Genomic DNA, 14,059 nt, shown 5'->3' with positions numbered 1-14,059 from the left:
CCCGCCAGCCGGAGGAGGACGGGCGGTTCCCCGCCTCCGCTGTCGACGGCAGACTGCTTAAGGATCTATGAGGTGATGACGATGCGGCTGCTCGTGCTCGGAGGCTCTTGGTTCGTTGGGCGCACGATGGCCCGTGACGCATTGCGGCGTGGCTGGGACGTCACCGTCTTCAATCGTGGACGGTCTGGGGTAGTGCCGGATGGCGTCCAACTGATACGAGGCGGCAGGGAACGGTCGGCGGACGTTGGGCGGTTGGCGATGGCGGGTCCTTGGGACGCTGTCGTCGACGTCGCAGGGTCGATTCCCGCGGTCGTCCGGAACACGGCATTGACGCTGCGGAAGGTCACCGCGCGGTACGCGTTCATTTCGACGATCTCGGTCTACCGAGATTGGCCGCATCAGCCTGTCGACGAAGGCTCACCGCTGTGGCGCGGCGAGCCGAATCATGATCCCGGAACCCGAGCGTGGGATCCGGACGCGTACGGGCCGTTGAAGGTCGGATGTGAGATCGCCGCCCGAGAGGCGTTCGGCGATGAGCGGTTGTTGATCGTCAGGCCGCATGTCGTGCTCGGGCCGCACGAGTACGTCGGCAGGCTCCCTTGGTGGCTGAACCGTATGCGGCGTGGCGGTCAGGTGCTGGCCCCTGGACCGGACCGGGCAATTCAGCCCATCGACGTCCGAGACCTCTGCCGCGTCACCCTCGACCAGGTCGAGGGTGACGCGCGCGGGATATTCAACGTCGCCAGCCCGGTAGGGCGGGATTCCTATGGAGACATGCTTAACGCCTGCGTCGATGCGGTTGCCGGTGTTGGCGAGCGTCTTGCCGAAATCGTTTGGGTGGACGAGGACTGGCTCACCGAGAAGGGCGTCGTGCAGTGGACAGAGCTACCCCTCTGGCGCAACGCAGCCGCGCCGTGGGGCATGGATGTCGGCAAGGCAATGAACGCCGGGCTGACGAGCCGACCATTGGCGGCGACGGTTGCTGATACCTGGGCGTGGTTGAGGGACGGGGGCAGGCCGGTCGCTCACGAACGGTTCACCGAGCACGGTATGGCCCCTGAGCGGGAAGCGCGATTGCTCGCCGAATGGTCGCTCAGGCGAGTTCCTTGATGAATGCCCGGTTGATGGCAGGGTCTCGGTTTTCCATGTAGCGCGACGTCGGAAGATAGCCCATCGTCGCGTAGAGAGCAAGAGCCCCGATGTTGCGAATCCCGGTCTCCAGAATCGATCGCCGGGCTCCCGACGCAACTGCCCGGCGCTCCAGTTCTGTGAGCACCAGGCGGCCGAGACCTCGACCACGGAATTCCGGCAACGTGTACATCTTCTTGATCTCTACCGTACGAGTCTCCGAGTCATACATCCGGTAACCGCCGGCGGTAGCGGCTCTGCCTGTCAGGTAGCCGACGACGAAGAGTCCTTGCGGAGGGGTGTACTTCGCCGGATCGGCCTCGGCAGGGTCCGCATAGCCGTACCGCTCGACCTGGTCATAGAAGAGCGCCCAGACGAGGCGCTGTGCGTCCGGATGGTCGTAGGGGCGTACGGCGATTTCGAGCGACGAAACATCGGGGTCGGGTGATTCAGTGCGGTTCATGTGCGAGTGAGGACCTCATCGAACTCCGGTAGAAAAGCGGCGACCACCTTGACTCGCTTCCGCGCGGTGAACGCGAACCGCAGTCTACGCAAATAGCTTCTGCCTCTGATGGACTGAACTTCCGACAGCCGATCGATCGCTGCCCGCATGGACTCGACGGCGGCCTCAGTCTCTCCTCGAAGCAGATGGGCTTCGGTCAGGAAGCAGCCGTGCAGGAGTGCGGAACGCGGATACTCCGCTCGGGCACCTACGGCGGAGATAGGTGCGAGCAAGCGCGTGGCCTCGTCGAGGAGTCTCTCCTGGTACCCCGTCGCAAGCTTTGCCAGGGCGACCAGGCCTTGCCCCTGCTCTGCGACGAGCTGATCCGGTTCCAGGTAGTAGAGAAAGCTCGGTACTCCGTCGCCGCTGTGGTCGGAGAGGAGTTGTTGGGCGTTCTCCGTCGAGGCTCGGAAGGTGACGAGGTCTCCGGCCGCAGCAGCGGCGGTGGCGATCCGCCCCACGGTGCGTGCCCGTAAGACTGGATTGTCCGGGCACACCCGCTCGGCAGCGCGGGCGACCTGGATCGCCCGCTCGCCGTGGCCGGCGAAGGCAGAGACGTAGGAGAGCATGCCGATCGCGTTGGCGGCCCGTCCGAGATCATCCACCGCCCGCGCAACACGCTCGCTGAGCAGCAGATAACGCTCGGCCGCGCCGTAGCGGCCGGCGTCGAACTGTACCCAGCCGACGAGCTGGGCGAGGTCGGAGACGATCTCCATCAGCCGACGGCCGACGGCACGCTCGTAGTCCGCGTACTGGACCAGGTCGAGGATGCTGCGCAGCTCGCTCGTGATGTAGCGGAGACTGAGTACCCCGCCGCCATGGCGGTCGTCTTGCCTGCGTAGTGCGGCGACGTGTGCTGCGATGAGATCCACTTGGGACGGCAGGACCTTCTCATGCTGCGATCTCCGGGCCCAGGGCTCGGGGACTCGACGATCATCATGGACCGCGGCCACCAAGTCGAAGCCACCGGACTGGCCGACCGGATCCTCGCCTCCTGAGCCCAGCGCGACCAGTTCGCCGAGCGCTCGGAGCATGTCATCGAGCGTGGCCAATCCGTCAAGGCCGACAACAGCCGTAAGCGTGGTGATCGAGCTACGCGGGTGCTGCGGCCATAGCTCCGACACCGAAACCGTCATTCCGAGATATTCTGACAAAACGGCAGCAGCGATATATGGAACCGGTTCGTACGGCATGAAGCCGCTTCGAATCCAGTGGTACGGCGTCGTCGAGTGGATCACGCGGTCCGTGAGTCCTCGTGCCGTGAGGCGGAGGTTGATCTCTCGGGCGAAGGCCGCGCCGCTCAGTCCCGCGCGGGCCAGCGCATCACAGAGCGTTCTGAGCTCATCGGCCATGCTCTCCTCCACAATGCCGTTTTGGACGAAACATAGCGTCGACCTCGCGCCGTGTACACAGCTCACCGCGACCTTCACGACCTTCACGGCGCAGACCAGAGCCTCATTTCCTTCACCCCACGAAGAGCTGAATTGACCATGCTCCGATTGCTCGAATTGAGGCCCAGCTCAACCACGGCGATCGGAGGCGAGAGGTGTCACAGAGCACGGCTCCCGGCCTCGTGAAGGACGAACGGATCCTTCTGGGCCGCTCGGACGTGACGAGCCCCGTAGTACCCCGCTCGCATGTTCAGACATGGCCTCTCCCCGCCGGGACGGCAGCCAGGCATGCCCGCTGGTTGATCGAACAGCTCTTGACCGACGGCGACTTCGTCGGCGGCCCTGTCGACGACGCTGTCACCGTCGTCGCCGAGCTGGCGGCGAACGCCGAGGTGCACGCCGCTCACCCGTACGAAATCCGGGTGGTGATGATCGGAAGCCTCCCGCCGGGGAAGCCTTCCACCATTCCGACGTCAACATGCCGATCTGTGACCCCGGCCTGACCGACCTTTAGGAGCAGCCATGTCCGCGCTCCCGACCGAAGTGCCCACCACCATGCACTCACCATTTCGTCCCCGACCCGAACGCGTCTCCCGAGACCTGCAGCTCGCAGCGCGGCCCACCGCCGTCGGTGCCGCACGCTCGTTCGTACGCGAGCAGTTGCACTGCTGGCGGCTAGACGAGCCGACTGGTTATGACCTGCCCGGCACGACCGAGCTGATCACCAGCGAACTCGTCACCAACAGTCTGAAAGCCACCGGCCGCCCCCAGATGCCCACCGCCGGGTCACAGGCGCTGAACCCACCCACCATCACGCTGCGGCTACGACTGATCCGCCGCAGCCTATTCGTGGAGGTCTGGGACGCCAGCCCCTACCCGCCCGTCCCCACAGGCGCCGGGGACCTCGACGAGAGTGGGCGGGGGCTGGTTCTGGTCACCGCCTTGGCCAAGGCATGGGACTACTACCACTCCGACGCGGCGGCCGGTGGCAAGGTCGTGTGGGCAGAGATCGACATTCCGGCCGAGCTGGCCGGTCACATCGCGTCGACCGGAATCCAGCATGTCCCGCCGCGCTCGGGGTCGACCCCAGGGCCACGGCCTTCGCCCACCCGCAACGTCCCCCGGCCGCCAGCCCCTGATGTCCATGACCGGCACCACCGGACGCATCCCGGCCCCTGGCCGATCGCTCCACATTCGCCTTCGCCTATGAGGTGATGCAGATGCTTCAGATCCCGGCCTTCACCACATTCCACGACGCCTACCTCGCGGTGCTGCGGCACGTCAGCGAACAGCATGAGTACCGCAACGCGCCCCGTGGCAACGCCGCCCGCGAATGCCTCAACGTCAGTTTCACCTTGACCGACCCGCGGGAGCGGATCATCTACGTCCCGGCACGCCGCACCAACATCGTGTTCTGCTTCGCCGAAGCGCTTTGGTATCTATCGGGCCGCGACGATCTGGAGATGATCTCCTACTACGCGCCCCGGCTGGCCAGATTCTCCGCTGACGGGGAAACGCTGACCGGTTCCGCCTACGGACCGAAACTGCTCAGGCCTACACACACGGGCCGGTCGCAGTGGGAGCGGGTGCTGAACCTGCTCGCCGAGGACCCGGCCTCCAAACGAGCCGTCGTGTCGTTCTTCGAGCCCGAAGAGCTGATCGATGCCGCCAACCCGGACGTGTCCTGCACGCTCGCGCTGCAGTTTCTGCTCCGCAACGGCCACCTGCATGCGGTCACCTACATGCGCGGCAACGACGCGGTCATCGGGCTCGTCTCCGACGTGTTCGCCTTCACCCTCATCCAAGAGTTCACCGCCCACCAGCTCGGCGCCCAGGTCGGGTCCTACAGCCACCACGTCGGCTCCATGCACATCAACGACGTCGACGCCGAACGAGTTGCCGCCATCGTCGCGACCACCCACGGCACGCAGGCGTGGTTCCCGGCGAAGGCGATGCCCCCGACCCGGTGGACTGACCTGAAGATCGTGGCGCGCTTTGAGGAGGCGCTGCGCCGTGACGAGGAACAACTCGACCCCGGTGATCAGGGCTGGCTGGGCCTGGACCCCTTCTGGCAGCAGGTCGTGCTGCTTTTTGAAACCCACCGGCAGATCGTCCACCACCCAGGCCAGCCGATCTGGCCCTCAACGCTTCAAGCGCTCGACCCCGGCTACCGATGGTTGGTCGCCCACCGCTGGCCCGAGCGGATCCCAGAAGGCTTCCCCATACCCGCAGGAGGCGAGCGATGACTCCCCGAATCCAGCCCGACGACCAGCACCAGGTCGAGTACGTCACCGGCCAGGACGAACTGACCGCAGCCCAGGCCGCGCACGACGGTCCCCCTACCGGCCAGGGCCGGTTGCGGATCGGGTTCAGCTTCTGGGGGTTCTTAGGGCACGGCGTGACCGACACCCCCGATGGTGGCCGGTTCTGGCGGCGGCCGATCGTGGACGCGCTCACCGCCGCAGGGCATCAGGTGATCCTGCTGCAGGCCAACCGGGATGCCGCCGAGGCCGGGCAAGATCTGCCCTACCAGTGGGAGAGCGGCTTCCCTGCCCTGGACATACTGCTGGCCGAATGGCGTTGGCCGATGCCCGACCGTAACACCACCGCCTGCGGAAGCACCGGTCACACCTGCGACCTACACCGCCAGAACGACCTCATCGGCCACTACACCGCCGCCGGAACGGCCACCCTCATCTGGGACACCGACCGGCAACTACCTGCAGATGACGCGCTGCGGGAACTGCCCCACGTGATCGTGGGCGACCCGGCCCTACTGCCCACCCCCGGGACAGTGAGCCTGCTGGCACCGGTCCCTGACCACCTGCTGGACGAGGCCGACCCGCAGAAGCTGGCCGCACGCCACCGGCCGTTGCCCTTGGCCTATGTCGGCAACCAGTACGACCGAGACCACGACTTCGAAGAGTTCTTCGTTCCCGCCGCCACCCGCTTCCGTCACCGGGTCGCCGGGAAGTGGCCACGCACCAGCCGCTGGCCTGCGGTGAACTTCACCGGCAGATGCCCGTTCCCCGAGGTCCAAGACATCTACCTCGGTGCCCTCTGCACGGTCTTGCTGAACCCGCGACGGTACTCCTCGGTGGGAGCGGTCAGCCAACGCCGGTTTGAGGCGCCGTTGGCCGGGTGCCTGCCGATCGCCCCCACCACGCTCGCCCAAGCCGCCGCGTTCACCCCCGAGATCCTGCTCGCCGCAGACGGACGCGAGGTGATCGAACGGATCGAATGGGCGCAGCGCATCGCCGGCACCGCTGAACACGCCGCCGTGATCGGCGACTGCCTGACCCGCCTCGCCCCGTTCCGCTTGTCCACCTGGACCCCCCGCCTGCTACAGGTGCTGCACACCCTCACCGCCACGGCCAAGGCCAAACCATGACCGGCAACGACACCGCAAGCGGTGACACCGCCGGCCGGGCCGGCCTGTTCCTGGTGGACTGGAGCCGCTGGTCGGTGATCTACCTCAAGCCCGACTGCATCTCCTGCGGCCTCACCGACCAGGTTCTGGACTGGATCGCGAAGGTCGTAAAGGTCAGCGCCGTCACCCAGGTGAACGTGACCCGGCAGCAGATCTACGCCCACTACGCCGACCTGTTCCCCCGCAGCGAGGAGATCGGCGTCGACATCGCCGCCGAACTGGACCGCATGCACGTCGGCCGGCCCGCCGTCGTCGCCCTCGGCCACGGACCGGACGCTCCCGCCCGCCTACGGGCACTTATCGGCCCCACCGACCCCGCGGCAGCCGGACCCGACACCATCCGCGGTCGCTTCGGCATCGACACCCTCGCCACCGGCAAGGCGGAGGGACGACTGATCGACAACCTCGTCCACACCTCAGACGACCCTGACGCCGCGTACCGGGACTTCCTCATCTGGTTCGGTGCCGACCGCGCCGACCTGCTCACGCTCGCCCACTCGAACGACTGACCGGAGGCATCCGTGAACCACACCTCGCCCGGCCCGATCAAGACCGGCCCCGCCACGTTGCGGCTCATGCCGCTCGAACAGCAGCGGGCCCTGGACCCCTACATGGCCCAGATCGTCACCTACCGCAAATCCGGCCTGTCCTTGAACCACATCATCGGCTGCCCGCTCGACTGCGGCTACTGCGTCCGCCACTTCTGGGGCGACTTCGAGCACAAGACCCCCCACCTGCTGTGCTCCACCGACGACGCGATCGAGATGCTGATCGGTCATGAGGCGTTCCGGCCCTCGACCACGCCGATCCAACTCTTCAACAAGGCCACAGACCCGTTCCTGCCCGGCGTCAAACCCCACTTGTTCCAGGTCCTGCGAGCGCTGGATGATCGCGGTCTGGACAACCTCGTGTTGGTTATCACCCGGTTCAAGGTCACCGCCGAGGACATGACCGCGCTCGAAGACCTCCGCCATCTCCGCGTGACCCTGCTGTTCACCTACTCCGGCTTGAAGGACGCCCGGATCGAACCGATCGCCAAGTCCAACATCACCGTCTCCTCCCTCACCCTGGCCTGCCAGAAGAAACACCGCACCAAGGTCGTGCTCTACTGGCGGCCCATCGTGGCTGGCTGGAACGACCAACCCGAGACGATGCAGCACGTCCTCTCGGTTGGCGGCCGCGCGGACGCGATCGTTTTCACCGGCTACTACCACAAGCCCGAAAACGCCACCTACCTGCGCGCACAAGGCGTCGAGCTGCCCTACACCGACGAAGACTTCCACCGCCGCAAGGTCCTGCCCGCCGACCTGGACGCCCGCGTCATCGCGGCCTGGCGCGAATCGGGCATCGCTACGCCGCTGTTCCGCAAGACCTCCTGCGGCGTCTCAGCCGCCCACAACCTCCCGGACTACAACGGCCACTGGGGAGTACGCGAACTCTGCGACATCTGTCCCGCCGCCCAGCGCGACCTTTGCGCAGCCCACCACAACACACCCACCGACGCCGAGTTCGCCGCCGTCATGAACGACCTCGGCTACACCAGCGACTACCTGATCGACGACGGTCACGTCTGGACCCACGGCCTCGGCGAACAACGCCGCTACGCCATCCAGCACACCATGCGCTTCCAGATCTGGGAACTCGACCAGCCGCACTTCCTGCACGCCCACGGCCGTTCCCTCACCGGCCACCAACCCGGCCAGGCTGAACAAAACCGTCTTGCCGAGTTGCGGCAGCAGTTCACCACCGCCGCACGGTTTGATGACGACTAACAACCCATCAACCTCTGAGAGGCGGGCGACCCTCATGGCGGACGGCTCAGGCACCACCTGGAAAGACGCGCCCCTTGTCGCGCTCGATCTGGAAGGCACCGGCGCCCAAGACCGCGGCGACGAAGCGATCCTCGAAATCGCCGTCGTTCCGATCGCCGGCGGTCGCCCGTCTCTCGACGACGCCTACACCACGCTCATCAATCCGGGTCGGCCGGTTCCCCGCCGCCCGTGGATATCGCCGGGTCTGGCCGACAAGGCACTCGCCGAAGCGCCGACCTTGGCCGAAGTCGAACCCGAGCTTGCCGCCAGGCTCGACACACGCATCATCGTCGGCCACAACATCGGAGTCGACTGGCGGCTCCTGCACCGCCGCTGTCCGGACATCCAGCCGGCCAGCCTGATCGACACTCTCCGCCTCGCCCGACGTGCCAGGCCCGGAGACAAGCGCAACAGCCTCACAGCACTCCTCGACCACTACGAGCTGACCGACCAAGTAACCAGGCTGGCTCCCAACAGCCGGCCTCACCGCGCCATCTGGGACACCATCGGGGTAGCCCTGCTGATCACCGCGCTGATCGACGATCTGCGCGGTGGTGACACGCTTACTTTGCGCGAACTTCAACGCTTCGCTGAGCTTCCTCGAACTCGCATCGACAGGAGCGAGCCCGAGCAACTCCCTCTCTTGGACCTATGACCTGGTACTCGGCCTGTCGTTAAGGAAGCTGTCAGGGTCTGTCCAGCTAACCGTGCAGTCCCGCTGATCGGTGTGAAGGCGATGTGGGTGGGCGGGCAATAACGGGTGCTGGTGTCACGACACGGAAGGATCCGGCCGTATGACCGCTACCCTCCCACCCCCCAGAATGCGCGTGGAGGGGCTCTCGGAACCGAGCGACTCCGCTGTGATCGCGCAGTCCCGCGATGACCCGGAACGCTTCTCGATGATCTTCGACCGGTACTTCGTGGAGATCCGCCGCTACATCGCCTCCCGGCTGGGGGACGGCCCGGCCGACGACGTGGCCGCCGAGACGTTCCTGGCCGCTTTCGCGCAGCGGCACCGCTACGACGCCGCGCGGCCGCAAGCACGCGCATGGCTGTACGGCATCGCCACCAACCTGCTGCGTCGGCACCGCCGCGCCGAGGCACGCGCCTACCGGTTGCTGGAACGTGCCCCCGTGGAGACCGACTCCGGCGGGCACGCTGACCGGATCGCCATGCAGGTCAGCGCCCAACGGATGCAACCGCGCCTCGCCGCAGGGCTGGCAGGACTGTCGGCAGGCGACCGTGACGTCCTGCTGCTGGTGGCCTACGGCGAGTTGAGCTACGACGAGGTCGCGCTCGCCCTGGGCATCCGTGTCGGAACCGTCGGTTCGCGGCTCAACCGGGCGCGGCGGCACCTGCGCCAGACCATCGGCGACAACCCCCTCGGTTAAGGAGACAACCAACGATGAACGAGATGAAGATGCTGCGAGACCACCGCGACGCGCAGCCCGGCCCCACGCCGGACGCCATCGCGCAGGCCCGCGCCCGCCTGACCGACCAGGCCCATCTGACCGCGCGCAGGCCCCGCCGCCCCATGCCGTCGCGCAGATGGAGGTACGCACTGATCGCCACGGCCGTCGTCGGCGCCGCCGCGGCAGCCGCGGTCGCCCCCGCCGTGCTCGGCGGCCAAGACACCAGCCGGGCCTACGCGGCCGAACGCCTGCCGAACGGCACGATCAGGGTCACCCTCCACGAGTTTACCGATTCGGCCGGACTCCAGCGCAGACTCAACGCGCTGGGCGTCCACGCAGCCGTCGACTACCTTCCCAGCGGCTGGCTGTGCGCCGCCGGACGCGCCACGATCGACGTCACCGCAAACCAACCCGCGGTGATCGAGGACGACCAGGCCCACGTCGCCCACCCCAGGCCCACCAAGGCGGGTGACCGAATCTTCTACATCCACCCCGACCGCATCAAACCCGGACAGACTCTGGTGTGGATCATGACATACGACCACGCCGCGCTAAGCCGGCGCGCCGGATACGTAGTCACCATGAGCACCTACCTCGCCCGCGGCCCCGTCAAGCCATGCAAGCCGGTCCCTCTCGACACTCTGCCCGGCAGCACAGCCGAACATGGCCGATCTTGACCGGCCCCCTCCACGGCCCGGTCGGTTGCGTACCGAGGACTACCCGAGGAACTGACGCCCCCCACGAGTCGGCCCGCTCATCCCCAGGGGCGGGCCGCGATTTCAAGGATGGCGAGGAACGCGGCGGTGGCCTCGCCGGGGCGGCGGGCGCCGGTCAGCATCTCCCCCAGCCACTGCTCGCGGATGAAGCCGGTGGCGGCGACCGGCGCCAGCAGGTCCGGGTTGGCCCTCCAGTGGCGGACGAGCAGCTCGGTGACGGTCGGCACGCCGACACCGGGGTTGCCGCTGTTGCGGACGCGCTGCCCGACCTTGCGGCTCGCCCGGCGCGCGAAGTCGTACGACGAGCGCAGCGGGCCGCGTGATGGCAGGGTGTCCGGCCGGATCCCCGTGTCGAGAGGGATCCTCGCGAGTTCGGGGTCGAGCTCCATCAGCACGCGCGCGTTGAACCGCGACCCGCGCTTGTCCTCCGGCGCCAGCGACCGGGCGGCGGCCAGGAATTCGGGGTGCAGCAGCGGGCTGAGCGTCACGTAGCGCAGGCACGCTCCCGTGAGCGTCGCGCCGACCCATCGATGGGCGCGTTCCCGCACGTAGAACTCGTCGGTCGCCGTCAGCCAGTCGGTGTCGTAGGCCGCGAACACGTCCCGGAGGGTGGCCAGTGTGGCCGCTTCGGTCTCGGCCGCGTACTCGGGGTCGAACATCGCCGGGTCGGCCGGTTCCAGGGTGAAGACGCGCCACCTTGCCAGCCGGTCGACCAGCGCCGGGGTGGGCCGATGGTGCTGCCGCTGCGCCGGGTAGTAGAAGGCGCGGGCCGTCTCCCCGCCGAAACCGTTGATCCGCGGCTCGCCCGGGGCCTGTGCCTCCGCCCAGTCGAGTACGGCGAACGCGATGGGGCTGCCGAGCCCGTCGCTGCGCAGCGCCGCCCGGTGCACGAGGTCGTACGCCTCCGCGGGGTCGAGTGCGGCCAGGCCGCCGAGGTCGATGACGTCGCGCCGCAGGCCGTACGCCTCCGCCAGGCGGGTGGCGACCGTGTGGTCCCGGCTCTCGGCCGAAGAGAGGGTCAGCGCCCGCAGCCCGCGCCGGCGGTCCGGCGGGACGGCGGCGAGCAGCACGCGCGAGTCCAGGCCGCCGGAGAGCTGCAGCACGGCGTCGGGATGCTCGTCCAGGCCGCGTTCCACGTCGTCGCGGAGGACGCGCGCCGTGTTCCGGACCGGATCGGCCGCCGGTTCGAAGACGGGCACCGGATAGGGCTCCTCGTGCAGCCGCCCGCCGGTGAGCCGCCAGCGATGGGCGGCCGGCAGCTTGGTGACCCCCTCGTACGGCGTCGCGACGCCCAGATGGTGGCCGATGAGCCGGTACGCCCCCAGTGCCCGGAGGCCGAGCGGAGCCCCGGCGATCCGGGCGAGCAGCCGTGCCGAGGTGGAGATCGCCGCCCAGCCCTCCCCCCGCACCCCATAGATGTGGCGAAGTCCGAGGTGGTCGGTTGCGGCCGTGACGGTGTCCCCGTCGACGAGCACGGCCGCGTATGGCGCCGCGATGTCGCCGAGGCCGTCCCCGGACCTCAGCCGGCCGGCGAGATCGCTCGACGTCAGCGACCCCTTCGCGTGGTCCCGCGGCCCCAGGGACAGCGCGATGCCCTCGCCGGGGCGCGGCTCGCCCGTGGCCCAGACGACGCCACCGGGGAAGGACAGCCTCGCCGACTCCGGTCCGAAAGGGGCCTCCGCCGTCCGGCCGGACACCACGAGGAACTCGCCGCATGTGATCATCATTGGGTGCTCCGGGTGAGTTCGGACCGCGTGGCGGCGGACGGCTCCGCGGCGGCGCGCTGCCGCAGCAACCGCCACAGGGCACCGCAGCAGCCCAGGATGAGAAAGGTCAGGCCGCAGGTCATCGGGAACGACGCGGCGTCGAACACTCCGAAACTGAAGGCCGCGACGGCGACGCACGCGGCCAGGCACTGGGCCAGATGCCGGACCCGCGGATCGTCGCTCATCGCACGGGCCCGCCGCGCCAGCCACCAGGCCGTGCCGAAGAGACCGAGGAGGGCGAGTACGCCGGTCGCCCCCATCTCCACGAGCGTGACGAGGTACTGGTTGTCGAAGATCCGGTAGAACTGCGGCAGGAACGTCCCGAATCCGCGCCCGAACCACGGGCTGCGCGCGAAGTAGTGCGCGGCCGCGTCGTAGTCGTGCGTCCGGTAGTTCGTGCTGCTGTCGTTACCGATGTGGGTGATCAGCGACTTCATCGTGCCGAGCAGGCCGGGCGTGAGGACGTACAGCGTCGCGCCGAAGCACACGATCACCGCGTACGCGCGGCGCCGGGATCCGGCGTCCCACGTGGGCAGGATCACCACCAGCGCGATGAACGCGCCCAGCACGGCCGACCGCGAGACCGTCATCATCATCGCCGCGGCGATGACGATGACCTGCGTCCACCGGATCCCCCGGCGCCCCTCCGGCGCGTACCGCGCGCCGTGGATGGCCAGCGGCAGGAGCAGCCCCAGCACCACACCGAACTCGATCGGATGGATGGCCGTTCCGGCGGGGCGGTTGAACTCGTCGCGCGGCACGGAGGAGAAGATGTGCACCTGCTGGACCAGACCCGGAATATGGATATAGCGGGCCAGGTCGAGGCCGGTGAAGAACTGCGTGATCCCGACGACGCCCAGCAGCCCGCCGATCGTGGACATGCGGCGGTGCAGCACCTCGAGGTTGCCCACATGCTCGACGCAGTCCGCCGTCAGCAGGGCGATGCCGGCCCAGCCGGCGGCGATGATGAGACCGCGGTCGGCGCCGTTGAGCTCCAGCACCTGCAGCGGCCTGGTCATCGCCATGACGTAGCTGAACAGCACGGCGATGAGGAAGGCGGCGATCGCGAGGCGCAGCGGCTGCCGCTCGCGGGCGACAACCGACCGCGGGCTCAGCCAGGCGAAGCAGTACCAGAGGAAGTACAGCACGGCGAGGACGCCCGCGGGCGTGCCCGCGGCGCCGAGCGAGCTGATGGCGTACTGCGACGGAATGAGCAGCAGGATGAGCACGTACGCGGTGAGGATCGTGACCGGCGCCGTGCGCGCCAGCGGCCGATGGACCACCGTCACCGCGCGGTCCGCCGTCGATCGGTCACGGTGTCCACCACGACGGGAAGCGCGACGCAGGCCAGGAGCTCCACGGCGACGACCATGACGAGCAGCCGCACCTTCTCCTTCGGTACGCGGCGGGGCTCCTGGCTCACCGCGATGACCCGGGTGCGCACCTTGGCGCGCTCGGACATCCCCGTCTGCATCGTCGCGAGGCGCCGGGGGATCTCCGCGAGCAGCGCGTCGAGCGTCGACTGGATGTTGCGGGGGTTCACGCCGACGACGTCGACGTCCAGCGCCGGCTCCGCGTACAGCGGCGCCGGGCTCAGCGTGTACGCGCTGGTGAAGCCGTGGCTGCGCAGGCTCTCGACCGTACGGACGTCCATCACCGCTCGGCCGACCGCCTCCGCGGAAACGTGCAGCGAATCGGCGAACTGTTGATAGGGATTACCGCCAGCCTCTTTTGTCTGAATAGGAGAGGACAAAAACAGCACGCTCGCGGTGCCCTGATAGCTCCACGGCAACACCGTGTAGAAGAACGCGACCCCGCCGAACGACAGGAGCAGGAGAAGGAGCGTCAGCCACCACCATCGCGTCAGAGCACGAAGAGTTCCGAGTAGATCCATCAGCCCCGT

The 14,059-nt window shown here is 68.0% G+C and carries 15 protein-coding genes; 10 read left to right on the top strand and 5 right to left on the bottom strand.

The annotated features are described in order from the left end of the window. Positions 1-75 precede the first annotated feature (75 nt). Positions 76-1,110, top strand: a complete 1,035-nt coding sequence (locus AB0I04_RS08110) for an NAD-dependent epimerase/dehydratase family protein (protein WP_360880921.1) — start codon at positions 76-78, stop codon at positions 1,108-1,110. On the opposite strand, the gene AB0I04_RS08105 is transcribed toward AB0I04_RS08110, so the two are convergent. Both AB0I04_RS08105 and AB0I04_RS08100 read right to left on the bottom strand, forming a co-directional pair. Continuing rightward, positions 1,094-1,591, bottom strand: a complete 498-nt coding sequence (locus AB0I04_RS08105) for a GNAT family N-acetyltransferase (RefSeq protein WP_360880919.1) — start codon at positions 1,589-1,591, stop codon at positions 1,094-1,096. The two genes, AB0I04_RS08110 and AB0I04_RS08105, sit on opposite strands and share 17 nt — an antisense overlap. Beyond that, positions 1,588-3,069 (bottom strand): hypothetical protein, encoded by a 1,482-nt coding sequence (locus tag AB0I04_RS08100; protein WP_360880917.1) that lies wholly within the window; start codon positions 3,067-3,069, stop codon positions 1,588-1,590. Before AB0I04_RS08100 ends, AB0I04_RS08105 begins: the two co-directional genes overlap by 4 nt. 266 nt (positions 3,070-3,335) lie before the next feature. On the opposite strand from AB0I04_RS08100, the gene AB0I04_RS08095 reads away from it, so the two are divergent. The 9 genes from AB0I04_RS08095 (at position 3,336) to AB0I04_RS08055 (ending at position 10,351) form a co-directional block, all read left to right on the top strand. Then, a complete protein-coding gene (locus AB0I04_RS08095; RefSeq protein ID WP_360880915.1) occupies positions 3,336-3,524 on the top strand; it encodes a hypothetical protein in 189 nt (62 codons plus the stop codon). Between the two features lie 19 nt (positions 3,525-3,543). Further along, the gene (locus AB0I04_RS08090; RefSeq protein WP_360880913.1) at positions 3,544-4,236 is read left to right on the top strand and encodes an ATP-binding protein; all 693 of its coding nucleotides are present in this window, start codon (positions 3,544-3,546) and stop codon (positions 4,234-4,236) included. A 5-nt stretch (positions 4,237-4,241) separates the two neighbouring features. Then, positions 4,242-5,267 carry a thymidylate synthase gene (locus tag AB0I04_RS08085; protein ID WP_360880911.1) on the top strand — a complete coding sequence of 342 codons (1,026 nt, stop codon included), beginning with the start codon at positions 4,242-4,244 and terminating at the stop codon, positions 5,265-5,267. Then, positions 5,264-6,412, top strand: coding sequence for a hypothetical protein (locus AB0I04_RS08080; RefSeq protein ID WP_360880909.1), 1,149 nt, complete (start codon positions 5,264-5,266; stop codon positions 6,410-6,412). The genes AB0I04_RS08085 and AB0I04_RS08080 overlap by 4 nt, the downstream gene beginning before the upstream one ends. Continuing rightward, positions 6,409-6,960 (top strand): nucleoside-diphosphate kinase, encoded by a 552-nt coding sequence (locus tag AB0I04_RS08075; protein WP_360880907.1) that lies wholly within the window; start codon positions 6,409-6,411, stop codon positions 6,958-6,960. Before AB0I04_RS08080 ends, AB0I04_RS08075 begins: the two co-directional genes overlap by 4 nt. 12 nt (positions 6,961-6,972) lie before the next feature. Then, positions 6,973-8,223 (top strand): hypothetical protein, encoded by a 1,251-nt coding sequence (locus AB0I04_RS08070; RefSeq protein ID WP_360880905.1) that lies wholly within the window; start codon positions 6,973-6,975, stop codon positions 8,221-8,223. 34 nt (positions 8,224-8,257) lie between these two features. Next, positions 8,258-8,917, top strand: coding sequence for a 3'-5' exonuclease (locus AB0I04_RS08065; protein ID WP_360880903.1), 660 nt, complete (start codon positions 8,258-8,260; stop codon positions 8,915-8,917). 139 nt (positions 8,918-9,056) lie between these two features. Beyond that, positions 9,057-9,653, top strand: a complete 597-nt coding sequence (locus AB0I04_RS08060) for an RNA polymerase sigma factor (RefSeq protein ID WP_360880901.1) — start codon at positions 9,057-9,059, stop codon at positions 9,651-9,653. A gap of 14 nt (positions 9,654-9,667) precedes the next feature. Then, positions 9,668-10,351: a hypothetical protein gene (locus AB0I04_RS08055; protein ID WP_360880899.1), complete on the top strand. Its 684-nt coding sequence runs from the start codon at positions 9,668-9,670 to the stop codon at positions 10,349-10,351. A gap of 77 nt (positions 10,352-10,428) precedes the next feature. Here the strand turns inward: AB0I04_RS08055 and AB0I04_RS08050 are convergent, their stop codons facing one another. The 3 genes from AB0I04_RS08050 to AB0I04_RS08040 are packed head-to-tail and all read right to left on the bottom strand — an operon-like array spanning position 10,429 to position 14,050. Further along, complete coding sequence (locus tag AB0I04_RS08050; RefSeq protein WP_360880897.1) at positions 10,429-12,117, bottom strand: hypothetical protein; 1,689 nt, start codon at positions 12,115-12,117, stop codon at positions 10,429-10,431. After that, entirely contained in the window at positions 12,114-13,445 is a 1,332-nt protein-coding gene (locus AB0I04_RS08045) for an O-antigen ligase family protein (protein WP_360880895.1), read from the bottom strand. Before AB0I04_RS08045 ends, AB0I04_RS08050 begins: the two co-directional genes overlap by 4 nt. After that, positions 13,442-14,050, bottom strand: a complete 609-nt coding sequence (locus tag AB0I04_RS08040) for a hypothetical protein (protein ID WP_360880893.1) — start codon at positions 14,048-14,050, stop codon at positions 13,442-13,444. The genes AB0I04_RS08045 and AB0I04_RS08040 overlap by 4 nt, the downstream gene beginning before the upstream one ends. Positions 14,051-14,059 lie beyond the last annotated feature (9 nt).

Origin of the sequence: Actinoallomurus sp. NPDC050550, assembly GCF_040655075.1 — a bacterium.
In the GTDB taxonomy this organism is placed as follows: Bacteria; Actinomycetota; Actinomycetes; order Streptosporangiales; family Streptosporangiaceae; genus Actinoallomurus.
Note: the sequence above shows the minus strand (reverse complement) of the source record. Positions and strands in the feature narration are given on the sequence as shown.